This window comes from Undibacterium sp. 5I1, from assembly GCF_034314085.1.
Lineage (GTDB): Bacteria > Pseudomonadota > Gammaproteobacteria > Burkholderiales > Burkholderiaceae_D > Undibacterium.
In genome coordinates this window covers 2,691,458-2,717,217 of sequence record NZ_JAVIWI010000001.1, presented here as the reverse complement: position 1 = coordinate 2,717,217, position 25,760 = coordinate 2,691,458, and the positions used below count along the sequence as shown (strand labels likewise).

Below are 25,760 nucleotides of genomic sequence, written 5' to 3'. Positions count from 1 at the left end.
CATTTTTGAGTAAGGCTATGCTTTATACATTCGGCAGATTGAGTGCAACCAGCTGAATTAAGCCGCAGCCAGCCCATGCAAAGGCCATCGAGGCCGTACATTAAAACTATAGTCCCGCTGCGCCAGAGCGGGATTTTTTTTGAGCCTCATGGCACCCGCAAAAGCGATCATCGCGCCGTTGTCGGTACAGAATTCCAGCTCTGGATAAAAAACCTGAAAGCGTTTTTTCTGTGCGGCGGCATTGAGTGCGCTGCGTAGCTGTGAGTTAGCACCGACGCCGCCGGCAATCACCAGCCGTTTCATCCCATGCTCTTTCATCGCAGTGACGCATTTTGCTACCAGTACATCCACCAAAGCATCCACAAAACCACGTGCAATATTGGCTTTGTCTTGATCACCAAGCAATCCATTGACCGAGTTAGGGTGATTTTTGACGACGGTCAGTACGGCTGTCTTCAAGCCGGAAAAACTGAAGTTTAAATCTTTGGAGTGCAACATCGGACGTGGGAATTTATACGCCAATGGATCGCCAGATTCGGCTAAACGCGAAATCGCAGGGCCGCCTGGATAAGTTAAACCAAGCAGCTTGGCAGATTTGTCGAAAGCTTCGCCGGCGGCATCGTCCAGCGTTTCTCCCAATAACTGATACTGGCCTACACCATCTACCCGCATCAATTGCGTATGACCACCGGATACCAGCAAAGCAATAAATGGAAATTCCGGCGGCTTACTCGCCAATAGAGGCGACAGCAGGTGTCCTTCAAGGTGATGTATACCTAAGACTGGCTTATCCAAGGCTAGGCCAAGTCCGCAAGCAACCGATGCGCCTACTAATAAAGCACCTGCCAGACCAGGGCCTTGGGTATAGGCAATCGCGTCAATCTGGTCACGTGACAACCCGGCATCACTCAGCACCTCTTCTAACAAAGGAATGGCGCGACGAATATGATCACGCGATGCCAGCTCTGGCACCACACCGCCGTATTCTTGATGCATCGCAATTTGTGAGTGCAAGGCATGCGACAATAAACCGTGCTCGGTGTCATACAAAGCGAGACCGGTTTCGTCACAAGAAGATTCAATGCCAAGAACGATCATAGATTTTTTTCTGGTAATTTGTAACAGAGTGGAGCGATTCTTGCATGTCTGTTCCCAACAAGTGTGTTCAACAGAACATGCCAATTTCGCGCAAGACCAGAATTATAGCGACTACTAGCAATACTACCAGCAAGCATTGGGATCAGATGACCAACCGTAAGCCTACAGATTCTGGTGCAACCCCACCCAGCCTCAAGATTGTGGTGGTGAACACGGTCGTCTTGCATGAGGATGAGCAAGACCCGCAGGTACAGGCGCAGTTGGCGCGCTCACGAGCCTTGCGCATTGGCTTACTGCAAGCTGGCTATAACATCATTGCCTCTATTCCAGGCGATTTCTACATGATAGATCGCATCGCGCAGTTACAGCCCGACATGATCATTATTGATGCAGAATCCGACTCACGCGATGTGCTGGAACACATGGTGCTGGCGACCCGCGACGCGCCCAGACCCATCGTCTTGTTCACCGAGGACGGCAATCAATCCAATATGGCTGCCGCGATGGAAGCGGGCGTTTCTGCCTATGTCGTCGCTGGCTTGCATGCCGAACGTATTAAGCCAGTGCTGGATGTTGCGATGGCGCGCTTCAATGCGGATCAAAAGTTGCGTTCCGAGCTGTCGGATACCAAGGCGAAGCTGGCAGAGCGCAAAACCATCGAACGCGCCAAAGGTTTGTTGATGGAGCGCTACCATTTGTCAGAGAACGATGCGTATCAAAAACTGCGCAAGCAAGCGATGGAAAAAAACCTGAAACTGGTCGATCTGGCGCAGCGTATGTTGGATGTCGCCGATCTTCTGGGCTGATTTTGATGCGTACAAAAATAGTGCGCCGCACAAATTAAGTGCCGCATTTACGTGCAGTCAGCGAATTTAAATCAATTTTTATTGGTAAAAGAATATTTTAAACGCTTTAAATGTAGAAAAATCCTGAAAAAAACCATGGCACGGCATTTGCATTAGGAATAGCAAGCGCCAACGATGGCGCAATTGCGAATCAGGCTAACGGCGGTCGGTTCGTATCAGACAAAGGTGTCTTTCCATGCAACTCTTTTGAGTTTGCTGGTCAGGCGCCTTTTTTTTGTCCCGATTTTTTATGCTGGAGCACAATTATGTCGAATCACAAAACACCGAAGCAGGTACGAAAGCAGGCAATCAAGCAAGCAAGTAGCGACGCAATAACTCATTCCGACAATAATGAAGGCGGTCACGATGATCAGGCAATCAATCTCAAGCGTCGTAGCGTTGTGCAAAGTGCCAGCTTACTTGCAGGAGCTAGCATGATGGGTTTATCGACAGGCGGTGTGTGGGCAGCAGGTTCCGACAAGCCGGAAAAAGAAGAAGTCCGTATTGGCTTCATCCCACTTACTGATTGCGCTTCGGTGGTCATGGCATCGGTGCTGGGCTTTGATAAAAAATACGGCATCAAAATCATACCGAGCAAAGAATCCTCCTGGGCTAGCGTACGTGACAAATTAGTCAATGGCGAACTCGATGCGGCACATTGTTTGTATGGCTTGATTTATGGCGTGCAAATGGGTGTCAGTGGTACCAAAAAAGACATGAATGTCCTCATGACCTTAAACAATAATGGTCAGGCAATCACCCTGTCCAAAAAGCTGGCAGATAAAGGCGCAGTTGATGGCCCCGGCCTCGCCAAGCTAATGCAAATGGATAAACGCGAATACACCTTCGCGCAGACTTTCCCGACCGGTACGCATGCGATGTGGTTGTATTACTGGCTAGCGACCTATGGCATCAATCCGATGAAGGATGCCAAAGTCATCACCGTACCGCCGCCGCAAATGGTTGCCAATATGCGTGTCGGCAATATGGATGGCTATTGCGTTGGCGAGCCATGGAACCATCGCGCAATTGCGGATGGCATTGGCATCACTGCTGCGACCACACAAGACATCTGGAAAGATCATCCAGAAAAAGTGTTGGGCACCACTGCTGAGTTTGTGCAAAAAAATCCGAATACTGCCAGAGCGATGACCGCCGCTATTCTAGAAGCTGGTCGCTGGATCGACGCCTCACTGACCAACAAAAATAAGATGGCAGAAACGATCGCAGATAAGTCTTATGTCAACACCTCAGTCGATGTGATCAATCAGCGTATTTTAGGTCGCTATCAAAATGGTTTGGGCAAAACCTGGGACGATCCTAACTACATGAAATTTTTTAATGATGGCGTGGTCAATTTCCCTTATCTGTCCGATGGCATGTGGTTCCTGACGCAGCATAAACGCTGGGGTTTGCTGAAGACCGATCCTGATTATCTGGCGGTTGCCAAAGCAGTGAATCGTATCGATATTTATAAAGATGCGGCGGCGATGGCAAAAGTCAGTGTGCCAAAAGAGGCGATGCGTAGTAGCAAGCTGATCGACGGCACTGTATGGGATGGGAAAAATCCAGCAGCCTATGCCGCAGCGTTCAAGATTAAAGCATAGGAGTCGTCATGAGCACACTGGTCCAGGGCGTTAATGGTGTTGTGAGCGATACGACAAACGTAGAGCAAGTATCCACCGCAAAGTTTGCTGATGAAGTAAAAGAGGTTACCGCCATGCCGAGCATAGAAAATACAGGGAGCAAAGAAAAACCTGAAAAGAAGGCCTCAAAACAACGCTCCATGCGGCCATTTTTTCTCAGTGTTTTGCCACCATTACTTGGTATTGGTTTTTTAGTGCTGGTATGGGAAATCATCGCATTTAAAACGACCTCCTTCCCATCCCCATGGGTCACTTTGCAAGAGGCTATCCATCTTTTTTCAGACCCGTTTTATCGCAACGGACCAAACGATCAAGGCATAGGTTGGAATATTTATGCGTCCCTCAAACGCGTCGCTCTAGGCTTTGGTCTGGCGGCCGTCGTCGGCATACCGTTGGGTTTTATGATCGGCCGATTCCGGTTTTTATCGGGCATGTTTAATCCTATCATCAGCTTGTTAAAACCGGTCTCACCTTTGGCATGGTTGCCTATCGGTTTGCTGGTATTTAAGTCGGCTGACCCTGCTGCAATCTGGTCTATTTTTATCTGCTCCATCTGGCCGATGATTATCAACACGGCGATTGGTGTACAGCGAGTACCACAAGATTATATGAACGTAGCGCGGGTACTTAACTTATCTGAATGGAAGATTATCACCAAGATTTTATTCCCCTCGGTATTGCCCTATATGTTGACAGGTGTGCGTCTTGCGATTGGTACTGCCTGGCTCGTCATTGTTGCAGCAGAGATGTTGACTGGCGGCGTCGGTATCGGATTCTGGGTCTGGGATGAATGGAATAATCTCAACGTTCCCCACATCATCATTGCGATTGTTGTGATTGGTTTAGTCGGTTTGGTTTTGGAACAAATTTTAGTCGCTATTGCTCGTGCTTTCACTTATGAAGAGGTATCGTCATGACCGCATCCGAACTCCTCACGATAGAAGAACAATCTAAAGACCCTGCGGGCGATCAAAAATATATTGAAGTTAATCAAGTCGAGATGATGTTCAATACCAAAAAAGGTAGTTTCCATGCGCTGCGTGACATTAATCTCAAAGTCCGCAAAGGCGAATTTATTACCCTGATTGGTCACTCTGGTTGCGGTAAATCCACTTTGCTCAATTTGATTGCTGGTTTAACTGTCGCCACATCCGGTACTTTGCTTTGTGCACACAGAGAAATTTCTGGGCCTTCACCAGAGCGTGGGGTGGTATTTCAAAACCATTCTTTGCTCCCTTGGTTGACCTGCTATGAAAATATTTATCTGGCAGTCGAGCGGGTTTTTGGCGCAGCCGAAAATAAAACCAAACTACAAAAACGCACCATGCAAGCACTGGCACTGGTTGGTTTAACCCATGCAGAAAAAAAGCGTCCGAATGAAATCTCCGGCGGGATGAAGCAACGCGTCGGTATCGCCCGCGCCCTCGCCATCGAGCCCAAAGTTTTACTGATGGATGAGCCTTTCGGCGCACTCGATGCACTCACCCGCGCCCACTTACAAGACGAACTGTTGAAGATTGTCGCCAAAACCCAATCCACGGTCGTGATGGTGACGCATGATGTGGACGAGGCAGTCTTGCTGTCTGATCGTATCGTGATGATGACCAACGGTCCGGCAGCGACCATTGGTGAAATTCTCAGTGTGAAATTAGACCGGCCACGCGAACGGGTAGAGCTATCGCAAAATCCGCAGTACGCCGAATATCGCAGTGCCGTGTTGGAGTTTTTGTATCACAGGCAATCGCATCCATCAAAAGATGCAGCTTAAAACTAATACAAAACTGACATAGAGACAGATGTTCTGTGTCCGCTGGCAGACAGTGATTTGAGGAGTAATGAATGAAAAAGCTTAAGTTGGTGATGGTAGGCAACGGTATGGCCGGCGTCCGCACCCTAGAAGAATTACTGAAGATCGCACCTGATCTGTATGACATTACCGTATTCGGCGCAGAGCCGTATGCCAATTACAACCGGATATTATTGTCCCCCGTTCTGGCAGGTGAACAGACGATACAAGACATCATGCTCAATGATGTGGACTGGTACGAGCAAAACAATATCACTCTGCATCTGGGTAAAAAGATCGTCAAGATTGATCGGGTAAAACGTCTGGTGATTGCCGAGGATGGTACTCAGACCGAATACGATCGCTTATTACTGGCAACTGGCTCCACGCCATTTATGTTGCCAGTGCCGGGCAAAGATTTAAAAGGAGTGATTGCCTATCGTGACATCCACGACACTAACACCATGATAGAGGCGGCGACCCAGCATCAACATGCGGTAGTGATCGGCGGCGGCTTGCTGGGATTAGAAGCGGCGAATGGTCTGAAGTTGCGCGGCATGGATGTCTCCGTTGTGCATTTGCCAGGTTGGTTGATGGACAGACAATTAGATCCAGTCGCCGGTGGCATGCTAAGAAAATCACTGGAAGATCGCGGCCTCAACTTCTTATTAGAAAAAAATACAGAAGCGATTATCGGCGACGAACATGGTCACGCCAAAGCGATTCGCTTCTCGGATGGTCTAGAAATTCCCGCACAGTTGATTGTGATGGCAGTTGGGATTCGCCCCAACACCGCATTAGCAGAATCCGCAGGTATTTATTGCAACCGGGGCATCATCGTCAATGACACCATGCAAACCTACGATCCAAGGATTTATTCCGTCGGTGAATGTGTCAATCATCGCGGTACGGTGTACGGTTTAGTTGCACCTCTGTTTGAAATGGCCAAAGTATGTGCGACGCATTTAGCCAACTTTGGCATTGGTCGTTATCAGGGGTCCGTCACCTCTACCAAACTCAAAGTCACTGGCATTGATTTGTTTTCTGCTGGTGAATTTATGGGTGGCAAAGATACCGAAGAAATTATTTTGTCCGACCCGATAGGTGGCGTTTACAAAAAACTAGTGCTTAAAGATGACAAGCTGATTGGCGCTTGCCTCTACGGTGATACGGTGGACGGTAGCTGGTATTTTTCTTTGCTACGCGAAGGTAAAAACATCTCTGAAATTCGTGACACGCTGATGTTTGGCGAATCCAATACCGGTCGTCCTGGCGATGTCGGACATGAAGGTTTTACCAAAGCAGCTGCGATGCCAGATACCGCCGAGGTCTGCGGTTGCAATGGTGTGTGCAAAGGTGCGATCGTTAAAGCGATTAAAGAGAAGGGCTTGTTTACGCTGGAAGATGTGCGCAAACATACCAAGGCATCAGCCTCTTGCGGCTCATGCACGGGATTGGTGGAGCAGATCATTATGTTCACTGCGGGTGGCGATTATTCCAAACCGAATAAAGCCAAAGCCATGTGTAGCTGCACCGATCATACGCATCAGGAAGTCCGTGATGCGATCAAAAAAGAGAAGCTATTGACGGTAATCTCCACCATGCAAACCATGGCATGGCGCACACCAAACGGCTGTTCATCTTGTCGGCCTGCGATCAATTATTATTTGATTTCTACATGGCCGCGTGAGGCGATCGACGATCCGCAATCGCGCTACATCAACGAACGTTCGCACGCCAATATTCAAAAAGATGGCACCTATTCTGTCATTCCGCGTATGTGGGGTGGCGAGACCAATGCCCGCGACTTGCGCCGGATCGCCGACGTCGTTGATAAATTTAATATCCCGACGGTGAAGGTGACGGGCGGTCAACGGATCGATTTACTTGGCGTGAAAAAAGAAGATCTGCGTGAAGTCTGGCACGACTTGGGAATGCCATCTGGCTTGGCCTACGCCAAGGGTTTGCGGACGGTGAAGACTTGTGTCGGTAGCGAATGGTGTCGCTTCGGTACGCAAAACTCGACCTTGATGGGACAACAATTGGAGCGTGAACTGGCGCTGATGTATTCGCCTCATAAAGTCAAACTGGCGGTGTCAGGTTGTCCGCGTAATTGCGCCGAGGCAGGTATCAAAGACGTCGGTGTGATTGGTGTAGATTCGGGCTGGGAGATTTATGTCGGTGGCAACGGAGGTATCAAAACCGAGGTTGCACAATTTCTGGTGAAACTTAAAACGCATGAAGAAGTGATGGAATATTCCGGCGCGTTTTTGCAATTGTACCGTGAAGAAGGTTGGTATTTGGAGCGCACCGTGCATTACATCGCCCGTGTCGGTCTCGATCATGTCAAACAAGCCGTGTTGGAAGATGAAGAGCGTCGTAAGGATTTATATCAGCGCTTGCTGTTTTCTCTGGAAGGCGAATCCGATCCTTGGCATGAACCAGAAAAAGCGCAAGTCGATACGCGGCAGTTTGAAATGTTATCTGCGTCCTGAACCAACAGCAAAAAAATCGTTGAACCGGAAGGAAACACCATGTCTCAACAATGGAAACCGATTTGCAAAGTCGATGACATTCCAGTTTTAGGCGCCCGCATCGTCACCCGCAGCGCCAAACCGGACGTCGCCATTTTTCGTAATAGCGAGAATAAAGTATTTGCGCTGCTGGACAAGTGCCCGCATAAAGGCGGGCCACTTTCTCAGGGCATCGTCTTCGGTGAGAAAGTTGCATGCCCGCTGCATAACTGGAATATCGAATTGCAGACGGGTTGTGCGGTGTCTCCCGATGAAGGATGTACGCAAAAATTTAGTATCAAGGTGGAGAATGAGCAGATTTTTTTAGATGCTGACGAGCTGAAAAGTCTAGGGCTGGATGTAGCTGGAGCAACGAGTTTAGTCACTACGTGATTTTTAAGTTTTTAGTTTGTACAAAAAATTACGGGAACTCACAAACATTCCCAAGTTATAGAGTGAAATTGACTATACTCCCCCTCATTTTTATAAAAATAGCCTTAATGTCCAGAGAATATATGGACAATAAAAAATACTGGTAACGAGTATATTTAATCTGTATATGTATTGAATCTACTTGTTCAGTGCTTCAGGCAATTATCAAAAAAGGTAAAAACATGACCGAAACCCTCTCCACCTGTTGCTATTGCGGGGTCGGTTGCGGCGTTATTATTGAGACCGGAGAGGACGCTTCCAAACAACGGCAAGTCATTGGCGTACGTGGTGATCCCAAACATCCTGCCAACTTTGGACGCTTGTGCAGTAAAGGCAGCACTTTGCATTTGTCAGCGCAGCCAGCTATCCAGCGACAAACCCGCGCTCTGTATCCCGAGATGCGATCTGCCCGCGACCAGCCTCGTGTGCGAGTAGCTTGGGATGATGTGTTGCAAAATATGGCAGAGCAGTTTGCCACTACGATCAAAGCGCACGGCCCGGATAGCGTGGCCTTGTATGTCTCAGGACAATTGCTGACGGAAGATTATTACGTCTTCAATAAGCTCGCCAAGGGTTTGATTGGTACGAATAATATCGATAGCAATTCGCGCTTGTGTATGTCCAGCGCGGTCGCTGGCTATAAGCAAACCTTGGGTGCCGATGCGCCACCTGCCTGCTATGAAGATATTGATCTGGCTGAGGTGATTTTTATTGTTGGCTCCAACACGGCCTATGCACACCCCATTTTGTATCGCAGGATTGAAGATGCCAGAAAAAATAATCCGCAACTCAAAGTGATCGTCGCTGATCCGCGCCGCACCGACACAGCCTGCGATGCCGATTTATTTTTAGCCATCCTGCCGGGAACCGATGTCGCTTTGTTCAATGGGATGCTGCATTTGTGTTTGTGGGAAGACTTAGTCGATCTTGATTACATTGCAGCACATACCGAGGGCTTCGCGCAGCTGAAACAAACCGTAAGGGATTACACACCAAAATTTGTGGCGCAAACTTGCGGCATCAGTGAGGCAGATCTGGTGCAGGCGGCGCGCTGGTTTGGGCAATCCAAGGCGACGCTCTCTTTGTATTGCCAGGGGCTGAATCAATCTGCATCGGGCACGGCAAAGAACGCAGCGCTGATTAATCTGCATCTGGCAACACATCAAATCGGTAAGCCCGGCGCAGGTCCTTTCTCTTTAACCGGGCAACCCAATGCCATGGGCGGGCGTGAGGTCGGTGGTATGGCTAACCTGATGTCGGGTCACAGAGATTTGTCTAATCCTGAACACCGTGCCGAGGTTGCTGCACTCTGGGGCGTAGACGAGGTTCCCGCCGCGCCGGGTAAAACAGCGGTGGAGCTATTCGATGCCGTGCTTGCAGGTGAGATCAAAATTATCTGGATTGTTTGTACTAATCCTGCGCAATCAATGCCAGAGCAAAATCTTATTCGTGCTGCTCTAAACAAGGCCGAGTTAGTCATCGTGCAGGAGGCCTACAGCACGACTGCCACCGTGCCTTATGCCGACATCTTATTGCCAGCCACCACATGGGCAGAAAAGTCTGGCACGGTCACCAATTCGGAGCGCCGCATCACGCGTGTCAATCCGGCTTTGGATAAGCCAGGCGAGACCAAACATGATTGGGAAATCGCCACCCTGTTTGCTCGTAAGTTGGAAGCTTTGTTGGGTAAAACTACCTCAATTTTCCCTTACGAAACACCCGAGCAAGTCTGGAACGAACATCGCGAAAGTACACGCGGTCGTGATTTGGATATTACCGGTTTGTCGTATGCGATTTTAGAAACTGCCGGTGCTCAGCAATGGCCCTACGTCGGAGGTGCTAGCCAGGGCAAATTACGTTTATACGAGGATGGTGTTTTTCCAACTACCAGCGGTCGAGCCAACTTTGTCAATACGTTATATCAGCCAGTAAAAGATAAGGTTGATGCGCGCCATCCGTTTCAACTCAATACCGGACGTTTGCGCGATCAATGGCATGGTATGAGCCGCACAGGCACAGTTGCGCAGTTGTTTGCACACGCGCCTGAACCGGGTATCGCTATGAACAAGCTAGATATGGAAAGACGTCAGCTAAAAAATGGCGATCTGGTACATGTGACGAACAAGCGCGGCTCACAGATTTTTGCCGCACAAGAAAGTGATGAAATGCGTGCCGGACAGGTTTTTGTTGCGATGCATTGGGGTGAAGAATATGTATCGGGTCGCGGCCACGGTGACAATGCTGCTTATGGTGTGAACACACTGACTTCGCCAGCGATAGATCCAAGCTCGAAGCAACCAGAACTTAAAGCAGCTGCGGTCAAAATTGTGAAAGCAGAATTACCGTGGCGCTTTGTCGCCTTTGCCTGGGCCGAGCCTGAGCAAGTATTCCAGTTGCAGCAAGCCTTGCGCCCATTCATGCGCCAGTTTGCCTATGCGACCTGCATCCCTTTCGGACGTGAAAAAACCGGCATTATTTTCCGTGCAGCTGATGATGTTGCTGCTACACCAGAACTGATACAGCAGATAGAACAATTGTTCGGCATTGCAGGTGAGCAGGTCTTGCGTTATGACGACGCCAGACGCGGTAATGCAAGACACATCACGATCAAAGACGGTACTCTCGCAGCGGTGTCATTGGCGGGCGATATCTCGGCTGAGGGCTGGCTCAAAGCCTATTTAACTGATCAGGAACCGGTCGCCAAATTAGGTCGTTTACTACTGATGCCAAGTACCAGCGCGCCGCAAGGTTTTGCGGTGCGCGGCAAAATTGTCTGCAATTGTTTAAACGTTGCAGATACCGAAATCAATCGAGCATTGACGCTGATGGGTGGCAAATCGGATAGCACGCCAGATGAGTTGCTGGCAGGTTTACAATCGCGCTTAAAATGTGGCACGAGCTGCGGCTCTTGCGTACCTGAGTTGAAGAAGATGATAGTGCAGCATGCAGCGCCCGTGCCTGCTTAAATATAATAGCTGCTTTCCCATGATTGCCGAGCGGTTTGCTCGTTGGCGTACCTTCGGTGTAAGCTATGCAGATGACAAATACAGATCACTCTATCAATCAATCCTCTAATAAAGAGGCTTTCCCTGCAGCCCGGTTTATCAAAGAAATCGGACGTGGTAAGGAAGGTGCGCGCAGTATGTCGCAAGAAGATGCGCAACTGCTGTACAGCGCCATGCTGGAAGGCCGGGTTTCAGATTTAGAAATGGGCGGCATTCTATTAGCGATGCGGATTAAAGGCGAGTCGGTCAAAGAGATTGCCGGCTTTATGGCGGCTGCGCAAGATGCTGTAGTGCGTCTGATCGCGCCAGTCGATAGCGATTACGCCCCGGTGCTCATCCCAACTTATAACGGTGCTCGTAAAAAAGCAAACTTAACGCCTCTGCTGGCCTTGCTATTGGCGCGACAGGGTGTGCCAGTATTGGTACATGGAGTTTTAACCGATGCCGGGCGCGTGACAACTGCTGAAATTTTTCAGGCACTTGGTACACCGTTAGCGAATTCTGTAGCCGAAGCCGAAGCCTTGATGGCGCAGCGAGAACCCGCTTTTATGCCGATCAATGTATTGTCGCCAGCGATGACGCGCATCTTGGCGATGCGCCGTATTCTTGGCGTGCGCAATTCTACCCACACGCTGGTGAAAATCTTGCAGCCATTTACTAGCGCCGCCTTGCGCTTGACGTCTTATACGCACCCCGAATATCAGATTATGCTGCGCGAGTATTTTTCTCACAGTGCGCCGCATGAGCGTGGCGATGCATTTTTAATGCGTGGTACTGAGGGCGAAACGGTTGCCAGCACAGGGCGAGCGCAGCAGATTGATTGGTTTCACGAAGGCGAATGCACGACATTGGTACAGACACATCAAAGTTTGTCCGGTGACTTACCCGATACGCCGGAGACTTGTGATGCTATAACGACGGCACACTGGATCAGGTCGGTATTGGCAGGTGATATTCCTGTCCCTGCGAATATTGCTGATCAGCTTGAGCACTGTATCTCGGTGGCAAAATTATTGAAACAGCGCACGGTGAATACCTGAATGTTTAAACCCAGATTTTCCATTAGACCGCTACCACTTCACAGAAACGCAGACGGCATGCGGTGTTTAGAGGGATAGCACGACCGCGATTTGAGTGGGAGCGCTACAGCGACAATTGCACCTTTGGCGAACTGCCTGGCGTTGTTGCTCCTCCTAGCAATATGCAGCTTGCGTCGTCGTCGCGTCTAGCCAGTCAGTTCGCCAAAGGCACACTTGTCGCTGTTCCAATGGAAAATCTGGGTTAAATCGTTAAGTGACTGATCGTCGCTGCACAAATAAAAACGCCGGATTAAATCCGGCGTTTTTTTGACTAGCATCTAGTCGATTTTTATAAAGACTTCAAATCAATTAGAAATTTGCCTTCAACTGGATACCATAGCTGCGTGGCTCATTCAAAATACCTGTCAAATTATTGAAGTCAATTGCGGCGATGACTTGTTGCTTGTTCGTGATGTTGCGGCCATAAGCAGCGACTTCATATTTACCATCACCCCATTTGTAACCCACACGCAATCCGCCTTCTAACAAAGACTTCGCTGTGTATTCTTTTGCTTCATACAAGAACATATTGTAAGTATCTTTGTATGCCCAATCGGTAAATACATACAGATCGCCATTGGCAATTGGTGTCGTGTATTTCAGCGTAAAGTTACCAACCCACTTCGGTGCTCGTGGTAATGGATTGCCACCGATGAGTACTGTACCGGCCACTGGGCCAGCAGGATTGGTGACAGTACAGCCGTTACCGCAAGGTGCGACAAATAATTTGGCATCCTTGATTTCGGTTTCGTTATAGCTGGTACCGAACGTGGTTTTCCAATTGCGGTTTAAGTTGGCTTGCAGTTCCAGTTCAAAACCTTGACCGGTTGCTTTATCTGCATTGACCAGTTTGTTTTGATTCACGCTGCCGCTACCTGCTGTCAATTGCAGATCTTTAACGGTGTATTGGAATACGGTTGCGCTGATACGGGCAGTATTGTCAAGAATATCCTTCTTCACACCAGCTTCAAACGATAGATTTTTCTCTGGGTTTGCAACTGAGATATCATTACCAAACAGTACGCGACCCTGGATACTTGGTGCGCGATAGCCGGTTGCAATACGTCCAAAGAAGTTGGTTTGTGCATCAGCTGCATAGTTCGCACCCAAATCCCAGCTGACGTTGGTAGAGCTAGGATGTGCTGTCAGTTGCGCCGTGCCTGCACCACCGCCTGGAGTCACAAAACGTTGTGCATCAAAGTCTTTTTTATCGCTGGTATAACGCACACCGCCACGCAATTTTAACTTGTCATTGACCGCATAATTAAGCGAGCCAAAAGTTGCCCAGGATTTGGAATGCTGATGTTGATTTGCATAGCCATCTTGTACATTGCCAGCTAAAGAATTGTAGTCAAAACTATCGACCTGGATATCTTCTTTAAAGTAGTACACACCAGCAATCCATTGCAGCGGATCTTTGGTATTGGACTGTACCCGGAATTCTTGAGTGATTTGTTTCAAATCAGGAATGCCGTCGGCTGTTTCTGACGGGAATGGAATAAATCCAGGCCCCATCGGCAATGCAAATGAAGCGCCATAACCACCATCAACGTCAGCGCGGCTATACACTCTGGCTTTGTCGTAACCAGTGACGGAGTAAAGAGTCATGCCATCTAAATCCCAGCGCAGACGCATGCTGGCGCCGCTGGAGTTGAGTGTCTGCTTGTTGATACCGTCAGTAGGATAGACGGAATAATCGAAACCAGGGACGATGTTATTCGTACCTTTTTGAATGATATTGGCGCGGAACAAGGTAGCATTGCCGGACATGTCGCGGCCATGCACATTAAACAAAGCGCTGAAACCACTATTTTTGTAGGCTAACTGGATACGTGCAGCTTTGTCGTCGTAACCTTCCAGTGTCTTGGTACCGGTCGAGCGTGGATTGGTCACGCGGTCATCACGGGTTTGGGATTGTCCGGAAACGCGCAATGCCCAATCGCTATTCAATGGTACGTTGACAGCACCTTCCAGATTAACGGCACCATAATTGCCGAAGCCTGCATTGCCATAGCCTTCAAAGACACCGGTTGGTTTGGTGGATTCAAACTTTACTACACCGGCTGGTGAGTTACGTCCGAACAAAGTACCTTGCGGGCCACGCAAAACTTCAACCTGATCAACGTCAAACACGGGGAAGCCTTTGAGAATCGGGCTCTCTTGTACTACGTCATCATAGATCAGACCAACTGGTTGGGATGCATTCAAATCGAAATCAGTGTTGCCCAGACCACGGATATAAAAACGTGGGAAAGTGCGGCCAAAATCCGATTCAATATTCAAACTTGGCACGCGGGAGGCGAGGAAGCGAATATCCATACCTGCTGCGTTGTAAGTATCGAGTGCCTCACCTTTGATGGCAGAGATCGACATCGGTACTTCTTTGATATTTTCTGAGCGGCGGTTGGCGGTAACGATCACTGTTTCCAATTTAGTCGGATCAGTTTTGGCGTCGGTTGATGCAGGCGCGGTCTGCGCCATCGCTGCGTGCATCGGGAAAGCTGTCGCAACAGCGATCGCGAGCAGGCTTAACTTAATAGTCGGTTTAGGCATTTGATTTCATCCTTCAGGTTAAGTAATTTTCACATCAAGTCAGATCAAGTCACATCGAGTTACATCTACGGAATTACATTTACATCAGATTAAATCGCATCAGATCGGGTGGCCGGGGGAGGGCATCTACCCATTGGATGAGTGTTCAAAGCAGCGTGTGGGTAGTTTCTTTACACATTCGCTCAAAGCATCGTTATCGAACTCGTTACATTGATTTTGTGACCGACAGCGCAATCGTTTGCGTCACCGATGTTTCTGTTATCTCTTCTTGCGTAAGTCAAGTCAAGATTTAGTTAATCTTGTCTTCAAATTTCGTCAATATGTGTAAATTACGTTGCGGATTTAAAACAGAATATTGATATGCGGGAATCTTATGAGGCCATCTTGCTGATATTGAAACGTGTTTTAAATAAGAATAGCGGGGACTTACGTGAACAATCATTGCGGACATGTTTTTAACAAAGTCAAAGGGCGTTTTTCTGATTTTGCGAGCTTAGTGATCATTTATTCAAATGCGTTAAATTAATATACTGGGTAGATGTATATTTAATTGTCCATATAATCATTGGTCTGCAAGAGATTTTTTATAAAAATGATGGGGAGTATATTGGCTTGTCCGTGACTGACTTGCTCATCGGCTACAATCATGGCTTCTATGTAATCGCTTCTACTATCTAAGTAAGAAAATAAAAATGAACGACTCCGTCAGCATCACACCCAAGCCTTCCGGCATATCCAGTAACCCTGGCAAACAATATGATGTCGTCGTCATTGGCGCAGGCGCGGCGGGCATGATGTGTGCGTCCGTTGCTGGACAGCATGGCAAAAAAGTGTTGCTGGTCGACCATGCCAGCAAGTTGGCAGAAAAAATCCGTATTTCTGGCGGCGGGCGCTGCAACTTCACAAACCTGCAAGCGGGGCCGAATAATTTCTTATCTGAGAATCCGCATTTTTGTAAAAGCGCTTTATCGCGCTACACCCCACAAGATTTTTTGGCATTGATCAAACGTCATCACATCGCCTACCACGAGAAACACAAGGGGCAATTATTTTGTGATAACAGCGCCGAAGACATTATTTCTATGCTGAAGTCGGAATGCGATGCCGGTAAGGTGCAATGGCGCATGCCGTGCAAAGTTCTTGAGGTCCAGCATATTGATGACGGATTCTTGATTCAGACCGAGCAAGGCGCTATCACAGCAAAGCAGCTAGTGATTGCGACTGGTGGCTTATCGATTCCTAAAATTGGCGCAACAGAATTTTCATACAAAATTGCAAGGCAATTTGACTTGAAAATTGTTGAGCCCCGTCCAGCATTAGTCCCGCTGACGTTCGATGCCAAAACGTGGGAGCCGTTTGTACCCTTATCTGGTATTTCGCTGGAAGTTGATATAGAAACAGGCGAGAAAAAGAATAAAGCAGTATTTCGTGAGGATTTATTGTTTACCCATCGCGGCTTGTCTGGTCCGGCGGTATTGCAGATATCTAGTTTCTGGCAGGCAGGGCAATCTATTACCGTTAATTTGCTGCCAGAAATTGATATCGCGGAGGAGTTAATCACCGGTAAAGCTAGCATCAAGAAGAATTTATCCAATCATCTGGCGCAGCATTTACCTGCGCGGCTGGTGGATGGATTGCTGACTGCAAATGGTTTTGCAGGCGATGCCAGAGTGGCGGATATGAGCGACAAGCGCCTGCGCCAAGTGGGTGACAGCATCAATCGCTGGCAATTAATCCCGAACGGATCGGAAGGGTATCGTAAAGCTGAGGTGACGCGCGGCGGGGTTGATACACGCGAGCTATCGCAGCAAAGCATGATGGTGAAAAATGTTCCCGGCTTATATTTTATTGGCGAGGCGGTTGATGTGACTGGTTGGCTAGGTGGCTATAACTTCCAATGGGCCTGGGCATCGGGCGTTGCTGCGGGTAATGCGGTTGATTAGCAGGTTCGATTAAAGTTTGATTTAATAATAAAAGACTGACGTTGTTTTTTTATCGGACTAAGGTACTGCCTGCTGTATTTTTATTTGTCCAGGCAATATTTGGACAATAGCTATGGTTTTTAACTATACTCCCTAAAATATTGAATTTTACGATGTGGTTTTTGAGTTTTGGTAATCCCAGTAAAGCAGGTTTGCGATTACTTTTTTGCACAAGATTGCGTAAGATTTAATCAAGCTACTTCCAAACGCCTGAAAACTCTGCTATTATCTCGTTCTTCCTATAAATTTTTCATTGGTTCCGAACTTAAATGACCACAATTCGCCTTAAAGAAAACGAGCCGTTCGAAGTCGCTATGCGTCGCTTCAAGCGCACCATCGAAAAGACCGGTCTCTTGACCGAATTGCGCGCACGCGAGTTTTACGAGAAGCCAACTGCCGAGCGCAAGCGCAAGCTGGCAGCCGCAGTAAAACGCCACTACAAACGCATTCGTAGTCAGCAATTGCCTAAAAAGATGTATTAATTTCGTTTGGTGCTGCTAGCAGTGCCATTCAAAAATGCATTAGTATTTAGCTTTAGCATGCCCGCTCCGGTAATACGCAGCGGGCTTTGTTGTTTTTATCAATTTGCATTAAATCGCACTTAGCTAAGCGGAGTTAAGTCAATTTTTTGTACTTATTCTACTGTCAGGAAATTCCATGAGCTTAAAAGATCAAATCACCGAAGACATGAAATCAGCAATGCGTGCCAAAGAGACGACAAAGCTGGGCACGATACGCTTGATTACTGCCGCCATGAAGCAAAAAGAAGTGGATGAGCGAATTGAATTGACCGACACATTGGTGCTCGCCATCATAGAAAAAATGATTAAGCAGCGCAAAGATTCCATCACACAATTTGAGGTCGGTAATCGCCAGGATTTGGCAGATATCGAAAAAGCAGAGCTGGCTATTCTGTCTGCCTATATGCCCGCTGGTTTGACCGATGCAGAAATGCAGGCAGAAGTTGCTGCTGCTGTCGCCGCGAGTGGCGCAACTGGTGCGCAGGATATGGGTAAAGTGATGGCAATATTGAAGCCGAAATTGGCGGGCCGCGCTGATATGACCGTGGTCTCTGGTTTGGTAAAAGCAGCCTTGTTGTCTCGTTGATATTTCTTGTTTTGCTCTTTGTCACTTAGTTTGCCGCTTTGATTCCTCAAACCTTTATTCAGGATTTGCTCGCCCGCGTTGATATTGTCGATGTGGTGGGTAAGTACGTGCAGTTGAAAAAAGGCGGCGCAAACTATATGGGATTGTGTCCGTTTCACAACGAGAAATCTCCTAGCTTTACGGTAAGCCCGACTAAGCAGTTTTATCATTGTTTCGGTTGCGGTGCGCACGGCACTTCCATCGGATTTTTGATGGAATATTCGGGATTGAGCTTTGTCGATGCAGTCAAAGACTTGGCGCAAAGCAACGGCATGATCGTGCCGGAGGACGATAAATTACTCCCTGCTCAACGTGCAGAAGTCCAGGCAAAAAGTCTAGCACTAACTGATGTGATGACCAAAGCCTGCGATCATTACCGTACACAATTGCGTAGCGCCGAAGGGGCGATTGCCTACCTGAAAAAGCGTGGCTTGACGGGGGAGATCGCTGCTCGTTTCGGGTTAGGTTATGCGCCAGATGGCTGGGATGGCTTGCGCGCAGTTTTCCCTGATTATGCAGCGCCGCCTTTGGTTGAGGCTGGTCTCGTAATCGATAAAAGCGAAGAAGAGGGCGGTGGACGCAAGCGCTATGATCGTTTTCGTGATCGCATCATGTTTCCAATTCGCAATACCAAAGGGCAAGTTATAGGTTTTGGTGGTCGTATTTTGGAGCAGGGTGAACCGAAGTACTTGAATTCACCTGAAACGCCGCTATTTCAAAAGGGTTTTGAGCTGTATGGTTTGTTTGAGGCGCGGCAAGCGATACGTGAAGCGGGTTACGTGCTTGTCACCGAAGGTTATATGGATGTGGTGGCGTTAGCGCAGATGGGTTTTCCGCAAGCAGTAGCGACTTTGGGTACGGCTTGCACGCCAACCCACGTGCAAAAATTGTTGCGTCAGACTGATCATGTGATTTTTAGTTTTGATGGTGATAGCGCCGGACGTCGTGCTGCCAGACGCGCGCTGGATGCTTGTTTGCCGCATGCAAATGATAATAAAGTCATTAAATTTTTATTTTTGCCGACGGAGCACGACCCGGATAGTTATATCCGAGAGCTAGGAAATGATGCCTTTGCTCAGCAGGTTCAGGATGCGATGCCACTGTCACAGTTTTTCATGAAAGAGGTGATTGGTGATAGCGATTTATCTACTGCTGAGGGTAGGGCAAAAGTCCAGTTTGACGCAAAGCCGTTGTTGCAACAAATGCCGCCTTCTGGTTTGCGTTTGCAAATGGTGCGTAGCCTGGCTCAAGTTACTAAGACTACACCGTCAGAAATTGAAGCATTGTTTGAGTTGGCTCAGCCTGTATCGCGTGTAAAAATTGCGCCGCCAAAAAGCAGGCGCAGTGCTCCGGTTGGTCTGGAGCGACAAATCATGCGGATTTTAGTTGCCCACCCGTCGCTCTCTTTATTGCTTGATGCGGCAGCTTTGGCTGATGCAGCACAACTTGCGCCCGATGGTGCTGAGATGTTGACGCAGTTAGTGTTAGTGGCGCAAACCATGGGGCAGCAAGCCAATTTTGCGGCTTTGGCTGAGCATTTGCGGACCACAGGCGCAGACTATGATGCCTTGATTGCAGAAATAGCTGAACAAACAGAAACCGATCTTGATGTGGTAAAGCAAGAACTGGCGGGCGCAATACGTCAAATGCGGTTTCAGGTATTAAAGGCGGAGATGGAGGCGCTCGCTGCCTCAGGTTTGCGTGATGCAGTGGATATTGCCCGTTATCGTGAAATTATGCAGTTGCAAGAGGCTTTGCGTCGTCAGGCTGTGGCAGAAGTGGCAGTACGATGATCTCCGGTTAAGCATGGCGTTGCCTATTTTTTGCTCAATAAAATTGAACTGAAATACGGTGGTGCTAGAGTAAAGCCTATGCTCGTGGTATAATTAAAAGCTTTCGATTCAAGGTCTTAGGTTGTTTCATTCTGAGCGGAGAGGTTTTAGAACTGCTTAGAATGTGTTGTTTAGGTGAGCGTAATGCTCCTCCGAGTAACCCAAAATACTGGCGCTGAGACTCGGGTAGTCTGACATAGAAAAGGGTATAGCTCTTCGTACAGATCAATTGATCTGACGGATGATCATTGTCTTTTTATATGAACTAGATTGCCACCTCTGTTCTGGTAGGTTTGATTCAATGGCTAAAGCAATGAAGAAACCCGCGAACACTCCGATATCCTCAGCAGCAAAAAAAGTGGTGGCCAAAACGGCTGCGGCGAAGTCTGTCCCTAAAGTTGCAGTTGCTAAGGCTGTAATTTCGGCTAATAAAACTAAGCCAGCAACAACAAAAGTAGTGACTAAGACGGCCGTAAAAATGCCGGCAAAAAAAGAGGTTGCGAAAGATGTTAAAGCACCTAAAGTGATAAAAGCAGTGGCTAAGCTGGACGCAACTAAAACTGTTGCAGATAAATCCAAGGCCAGAAATATTGTAAAAGATGATCCCAAAGCTAGCGTTAAAGCGTTAGCTAAGGAAGCGACGGGCAAGACTGCAAAGCCAGTAGCGAAGGCTGATGGCGCATCTAAAGATTCATCCAAAGACGCATTAAAAGACTCAAATAAGCACGCTTCTGATCTGCCGGCGGGCAAAAAAGCGGACAAGCCACAAACTGCACCATTGAAAGCTTCTGTGACAATTAACAAGACCGATCCAAAGACAGTGATTAAACCAACTAAGAATTCAGCAAAGGCTGACAAAGCACCTGAAATTCAGGAAATCAAGTCCGGTTCTGCGCCTGCTGTTAGCCAGACTACGGATGCTGCCGTGTTGGCTGCAATTGACACTTCTGGCTATATTTTGCCTGGCGTTAAAGTGCCTGGTCGTCGTGGTCGTAAGCCAAAAGAATATCAGCCTGAGAATGAAGATCTAGCTGCGCTGAATGCGGTCGAGCGCGCAGAAATGAAAGCGATCGACAAAGCCAAGGCGAAAGATCGTAAGGCAAAAGAAAAAGCTTTGTTGAAAGATGCCTTCTCTGCCGATCCAGAAGCGACCGCAGAAGAGTTAGAGCGTCGTCGCCAAAAGCTGAAAACTTTGATCAAGTTAGGTAAGGATCGTGGTTATCTGACCTTTGCCGAGATCAACGATCATTTGCCAGAAAACGTGGTCGATCCTGAAGCAATTGAAGGCATTATCGGTACCTTCAACGACATGGGCGTCGCCGTCTATGAACGAGCCCCAGATGCTGAAACATTGTTATTGTCTGATAACGTAGTCACCGTTACCAGCGATGATGACGAGGTTGAGGCTGCTGCTGAAGCGGCGTTGTCTACCGTTGATTCTGATTTCGGTCGCACCACCGATCCTGTCCGTATGTATATGCGTGAAATGGGTTCGGTTGAGTTGTTGACGCGCGAGGGCGAGATTGTCATCGCCAAAAAAATCGAAGAAGGTCTGAAGGACATGATTCAGGCGATCTCTGCCTGTCCGACGACGATTGCTGAGATTCTGGTTTCAGCGGAGCGTATTCGCAATGACGAGATTAAAATTGACGAGTTGGTTGATGGTTTAGTTGATCCCAACGCAGTCGAAGAGGAAGAAAAGCCTGTTGTAGTCGTTGTAGAGGAAGAAGAGGAAGAAGAGGAAGAGGAAGAGGAAGAGGAAGAGGATGAAGAGGCAAGTGCCGCTGGTGCCGCCGCTATCTCCGCTGAACAATTAGAACAATTGAAGCGTGACTCCTTAGCTAAATTCGACATCATCTCCACCAATTTTGACAAGATGCGTAAATCCTTTGAAAAAGAGGGTTACAACTCAAAATCCTACATCAAAGCGCAGGAAGCGATTTCCAACGAATTGATGGGCATCCGTTTTACTGCCAAAGTCGTTGAAAAATTATGTGACACTTTGCGCGGCCAAGTGGATGAAGTTCGCCATGTAGAAAAACAGATTCTGGAAGTTGTGGTCAATCGTTGCAACATGCCACGTAGCCATTTCATTAAAGTATTTCCAGGCAATGAAGTTAACCTTAAATGGGTTGAAGGCGAAGTTAATGCCGGCCATTCTTACAGCGCCATTTTGGGTCGCAATGTACCGTCAGTACAGCAGCTTCAGCAAAAGCTGATCGATCTGCAGGCACGGGTAGTTTTACCTTTGCCTGATTTGCGCGGCATCAATAAAAAGATGTCTGCTGGCGAAATGAAAGCACGTAAAGCCAAGCGTGAGATGACGGAGGCCAACTTGCGTCTGGTGATTTCTATTGCGAAGAAATACACCAACCGTGGTTTGCAATTCTTAGATTTGATCCAGGAAGGCAACATCGGTTTGATGAAGGCGGTAGATAAGTTTGAATATCGCCGTGGTTATAAGTTTTCTACTTATGCTACATGGTGGATTCGTCAGGCGATTACCCGTTCTATTGCGGATCAGGCGCGCACGATTCGTATCCCGGTGCACATGATTGAGACCATCAATAAGATGAATCGTATCTCACGTCAGATCTTGCAAGAGACTGGTGTAGAGCCAGATCCAGCGACGTTGGCAATCAAGATGGAAATGCCGGAAGATAAAATCCGCAAGATCATGAAGATTGCTAAAGAACCGATTTCGATGGAAACACCGATCGGTGACGATGATGATTCACATCTGGGTGATTTCATTGAAGACAATCACACATTGGCACCGGCAGATGCAGCGTTGCACGCATCTATGCGTAATGTCGTTAAAGATGTATTGGATTCATTGACCCCGCGTGAAGCTAAAGTATTGCGTATGCGTTTTGGTGTTGAGATGTCCACTGACCACACCTTAGAAGAAGTAGGTAAACAGTTTGACGTAACACGTGAGCGTATTCGTCAAATAGAAGCCAAGGCATTGCGTAAATTACGCCATCCATCACGTTCTGATAAGCTGAAAAGCTTCCTAGAAGGTAATTAATGTAATACAATTGGCGTCGGTTTTTTCGACGCCTGTTTTGCGTTTGAATTTGAGCTTTTTTTGAATTCAACAATTTGCAGGTGACAGCGTTAAAGCGATACCTGCATAACCCTGATAAAGATTCATACACGGATATTTGTCAGATTTAAGCAGCTTAGCTTGCAGAAAGAATTGGGCCTCTAGCTCATGTTGGTTAGAGCAGCGGACTCATAATCCGTTGGTACCGTGTTCGACTCACGGGAGGCCCACCATCATACAATGACTGATATCAAGTCCAATCCTGAGCAGATCGCTACCGTTGTAGTAGATTCTGCCCCCTCTGTACCTACCATACGTTTCGAAGATTTCGGACTGTCGCCTGAGATTTTGCGCGCTTTATCTGATCAAGGTTACGTACACCCCACACCGATTCAAGCTGAGGCAATTCCTATCGTATTGCAAGGCCGCGACGTGATGGGTGCTGCACAAACGGGTACTGGCAAAACTGCTGGCTTCTCGCTGCCGATTATTCAATTGTTGTTAGCGCACGCGAGCACCAGCGCCTCGCCAGCTCGCCACCCAGTTCGTGCTCTAATTTTGACGCCAACGCGTGAACTGGCTGATCAGGTGGCTGAAAATGTTCAGGCATATTCGCGCCATACACCATTGCGTTCCACTGTCGTTTTTGGTGGGATGGATATGGCGCCACAGACAGCAGCCCTGCGTGCCGGTGTTGAGATTGTGATTGCGACACCTGGTCGCTTGTTGGATCACATTCAGCAGAAAACGATTAACTTATCGCAGACGCAAATCCTGATCATGGATGAAGCGGACCGTATGTTAGACATGGGCTTTTTGCCTGATCTGCAACGCATCATTAATTTGTTGCCAAAGCAGCGTCAGAACTTAATGTTCTCTGCTACGTTCTCGCCAGAAATTAAAAAACTGGCTGCCAGTTTTTTAAGCAATCCAGTCATGATCGAAGTTGCCCGCAGCAATGCAACTGCGGACAATGTGACACAAATTTTGTATAAAGTGGCTGAGGAAGAGAAGCGCGACGCGGTCTCGTTCATTATCCGCGAGCGTGGTTTAAAACAAGTAATCGTTTTTTCCAACACCAAGATTGGTGCTTCGCGTCTGGCCGTGCATTTAGTCAAACAAGGTGTAAAAGCCTCAGCAATCCATGGTGATAAATCTCAGGCAGAGCGCATGGCTGCCTTAGATGCATTCAAACGTGGAGAAGTTGAAGTACTAGTAGCGACCGATGTGGCTGCACGTGGTTTAGATATCGCCGAACTGCCTTGCGTCATCAACTACGATTTACCGTATAACGCAGAAGATTATGTCCATCGGATTGGCCGCACTGGCCGTGCTGGTGCGACTGGCGATGCGATTTCTTTGCACACAGATAAAGATGAGCGTTTGCTGCTTGATATTGAAAAATTGATCAAGCAAAAAATCGTCAAAGTGCAATTGGCAGGTTTTGTCGCGCAGACGCAGCAACTAGCGGAGCGTAAACCACGTCAATTCAGTAGCGATAGAGCGACTGAAAAATCAACGGATAATGTAGAGGGCAGATCAGCAGGCAGATCCATAGACAGAACGGCTGAAAAGTCATTCGATCGTCCTGCACGTAGTTTTAATCCACCAAGAGAAAAAGTCGATCCTTGGTTTTTAAAGCCTTACGAACCTAGCGCATCGTCGATCAAAGTAGCGGCAACCAGTGAAAATAAAACAGCGGCCAAACCGCAGAAAAAAGCGGCATTGCTTGGCGGTCTGCGTCGGACTGATTGATTGCCATTAAACCTTAACTTGGTTCCAAATTGGTTCCAACTCAGTTCTACGCCTCTCGCGCTGTTCCAGTAATTGTCTCCATGCTGTAACAGCGCTGTGCCAAAATTCTTCCAAGGTATCTCCGTATTGTTGGGTCTCGATTTTTAATCCCAATAATTCTGCAGCTGGTAGTAAAGCCTGATGCAATACATCACGTTCGCTGCCACTGACATCAATCGCTTGCGCGCCCGTTTGTTTAGACAGTTTGTCGCCATTCACATTGGCAACCACCGGAATATGCAGATACTGCACATGTGGTAACCCCAGCAAATCTTGTAAATAAATTTGCCTCGGCGTCGAGTCTAATAAATCATCACCGCGTACAACATGAGTTACACCTTGCGCCGCATCGTCAACCACCACAGCGAGTTGATATGCCCAGAAACCATCTGCGCGTTTTAAAACAAAATCACCTGCCTCGATCGCAATATTCTGACGAATTTCACCTAACCATCGGTCGGTGAATGTCATCAGACCTTGATCTTCATCCGGTACCCGCAAGCGCCAGGCGCGGGCGGGTTTGTTGTTTGCCAGACCTGCACGGCAAGTGCCAGGATAAATCACTAAACCAAATCGTGATGTTGACGGTAGCGCTGAGGTTGAGCTTGAGGTTGAATTTATGCTTGAATTTGAGGTTGAAGTAAGAGAACTACGCCGCGAATCAGCAATCTCTTTACGCGAACAGCTGCAGGGATAAATCATCGGGGCTAGTTGCCGGAAAGCGGTGTCGTATAAATGGGTGCGCTGGCTTTGCCATTCAATGGCATCGTTCCATTGCATTTTGCAACGGCGCAATAGTTCGATGATGGCTAAATCAGCGCCTTTGACATCTCTGTCAAAGTCTAAATCTTCGATTCTGAGTAGCCATTTTCCATCGTGGGCTTTGGCGTCTAAGTAACTCGCCATTGCCGCTACTAAAGACCCCATATGTAAGGCGCCCGTGGGTGAGGGGGCAAAACGTCCAACATAGTTATTCAACTTGTTCAAGCTAGTCACCATC

General features: G+C 47.9%; 18 protein-coding genes and 1 tRNA gene. 15 read left to right on the top strand and 4 right to left on the bottom strand.

Features of this window, described 5'->3' with window-relative positions:
- Positions 1 to 57: 57 nt before the first annotated feature.
- Complete coding sequence (gene tsaD / locus RGU72_RS11980) at positions 58 to 1,098, bottom strand: tRNA (adenosine(37)-N6)-threonylcarbamoyltransferase complex transferase subunit TsaD (protein WP_322119946.1); 1,041 nt, start codon at positions 1,096 to 1,098, stop codon at positions 58 to 60.
- A gap of 146 nt (positions 1,099 to 1,244) precedes the next feature.
- On the opposite strand from tsaD, the gene RGU72_RS11975 reads away from it, so the two are divergent.
- The 8 genes from RGU72_RS11975 (at position 1,245) to ybiB (ending at position 12,365) form a co-directional block, all read left to right on the top strand.
- Positions 1,245 to 1,904 (top strand): ANTAR domain-containing response regulator, encoded by a 660-nt coding sequence (locus RGU72_RS11975; RefSeq protein ID WP_322121629.1) that lies wholly within the window; start codon positions 1,245 to 1,247, stop codon positions 1,902 to 1,904.
- Between the two features lie 473 nt (positions 1,905 to 2,377).
- The gene (locus tag RGU72_RS11970; RefSeq protein ID WP_416200164.1) at positions 2,378 to 3,550 is read left to right on the top strand and encodes a CmpA/NrtA family ABC transporter substrate-binding protein; all 1,173 of its coding nucleotides are present in this window, start codon (positions 2,378 to 2,380) and stop codon (positions 3,548 to 3,550) included.
- 8 nt (positions 3,551 to 3,558) lie between these two features.
- Positions 3,559 to 4,506 carry a nitrate ABC transporter permease gene (ntrB, locus tag RGU72_RS11965; RefSeq protein ID WP_416200122.1) on the top strand — a complete coding sequence of 316 codons (948 nt, stop codon included), beginning with the start codon at positions 3,559 to 3,561 and terminating at the stop codon, positions 4,504 to 4,506.
- An 83-nt stretch (positions 4,507 to 4,589) separates the two neighbouring features.
- Entirely contained in the window at positions 4,590 to 5,357 is a 768-nt protein-coding gene (locus tag RGU72_RS11960) for an ABC transporter ATP-binding protein (protein ID WP_416200163.1), read from the top strand.
- Between the two features lie 71 nt (positions 5,358 to 5,428).
- Positions 5,429 to 7,870 carry a nitrite reductase large subunit NirB gene (gene nirB / locus RGU72_RS11955; protein ID WP_322119943.1) on the top strand — a complete coding sequence of 814 codons (2,442 nt, stop codon included), beginning with the start codon at positions 5,429 to 5,431 and terminating at the stop codon, positions 7,868 to 7,870.
- 39 nt (positions 7,871 to 7,909) lie between these two features.
- Entirely contained in the window at positions 7,910 to 8,281 is a 372-nt protein-coding gene (gene nirD, locus RGU72_RS11950; protein ID WP_322119942.1) for a nitrite reductase small subunit NirD, read from the top strand.
- A 221-nt stretch (positions 8,282 to 8,502) separates the two neighbouring features.
- A complete protein-coding gene (locus RGU72_RS11945; RefSeq protein WP_322119941.1) occupies positions 8,503 to 11,286 on the top strand; it encodes a molybdopterin-dependent oxidoreductase in 2,784 nt (927 codons plus the stop codon).
- A gap of 71 nt (positions 11,287 to 11,357) precedes the next feature.
- Positions 11,358 to 12,365 carry a DNA-binding protein YbiB gene (gene ybiB / locus RGU72_RS11940; protein ID WP_322119940.1) on the top strand — a complete coding sequence of 336 codons (1,008 nt, stop codon included), beginning with the start codon at positions 11,358 to 11,360 and terminating at the stop codon, positions 12,363 to 12,365.
- A gap of 185 nt (positions 12,366 to 12,550) precedes the next feature.
- Here ybiB and RGU72_RS11935 read toward each other — a convergent pair whose 3' ends face one another.
- Positions 12,551 to 12,682, bottom strand: a complete 132-nt coding sequence (locus RGU72_RS11935; protein WP_322119939.1) for a hypothetical protein — start codon at positions 12,680 to 12,682, stop codon at positions 12,551 to 12,553.
- Positions 12,683 to 12,713: 31 nt separating this feature from the next.
- The gene (locus RGU72_RS11930) at positions 12,714 to 14,957 is read right to left on the bottom strand and encodes a TonB-dependent receptor (protein WP_322119938.1); all 2,244 of its coding nucleotides are present in this window, start codon (positions 14,955 to 14,957) and stop codon (positions 12,714 to 12,716) included.
- 692 nt (positions 14,958 to 15,649) lie between these two features.
- On the opposite strand from RGU72_RS11930, the gene RGU72_RS11925 reads away from it, so the two are divergent.
- From RGU72_RS11925 to RGU72_RS11895, 7 genes are all read left to right on the top strand, one after another.
- Positions 15,650 to 16,900, top strand: a complete 1,251-nt coding sequence (locus RGU72_RS11925; protein ID WP_322119937.1) for an NAD(P)/FAD-dependent oxidoreductase — start codon at positions 15,650 to 15,652, stop codon at positions 16,898 to 16,900.
- A gap of 308 nt (positions 16,901 to 17,208) precedes the next feature.
- Positions 17,209 to 17,421 (top strand): 30S ribosomal protein S21, encoded by a 213-nt coding sequence (rpsU, locus tag RGU72_RS11920; RefSeq protein WP_005877634.1) that lies wholly within the window; start codon positions 17,209 to 17,211, stop codon positions 17,419 to 17,421.
- A 175-nt stretch (positions 17,422 to 17,596) separates the two neighbouring features.
- The gene (locus RGU72_RS11915; protein ID WP_322119936.1) at positions 17,597 to 18,046 is read left to right on the top strand and encodes a GatB/YqeY domain-containing protein; all 450 of its coding nucleotides are present in this window, start codon (positions 17,597 to 17,599) and stop codon (positions 18,044 to 18,046) included.
- A gap of 38 nt (positions 18,047 to 18,084) precedes the next feature.
- Positions 18,085 to 19,878: a DNA primase gene (gene dnaG / locus RGU72_RS11910; RefSeq protein WP_322119935.1), complete on the top strand. Its 1,794-nt coding sequence runs from the start codon at positions 18,085 to 18,087 to the stop codon at positions 19,876 to 19,878.
- Between the two features lie 517 nt (positions 19,879 to 20,395).
- Positions 20,396 to 22,948: an RNA polymerase sigma factor RpoD gene (gene rpoD, locus RGU72_RS11905; protein ID WP_416200162.1), complete on the top strand. Its 2,553-nt coding sequence runs from the start codon at positions 20,396 to 20,398 to the stop codon at positions 22,946 to 22,948.
- A 173-nt stretch (positions 22,949 to 23,121) separates the two neighbouring features.
- Positions 23,122 to 23,199, top strand: a tRNA-Ile gene (locus RGU72_RS11900).
- A gap of 7 nt (positions 23,200 to 23,206) precedes the next feature.
- Positions 23,207 to 24,721 (top strand): DEAD/DEAH box helicase, encoded by a 1,515-nt coding sequence (locus RGU72_RS11895; protein WP_322119933.1) that lies wholly within the window; start codon positions 23,207 to 23,209, stop codon positions 24,719 to 24,721.
- 6 nt (positions 24,722 to 24,727) lie between these two features.
- Here the strand turns inward: RGU72_RS11895 and gluQRS are convergent, their stop codons facing one another.
- Entirely contained in the window at positions 24,728 to 25,759 is a 1,032-nt protein-coding gene (gene gluQRS, locus RGU72_RS11890; protein ID WP_322119932.1) for a tRNA glutamyl-Q(34) synthetase GluQRS, read from the bottom strand.
- Between the last annotated feature and the right edge of the window lies 1 nt (position 25,760).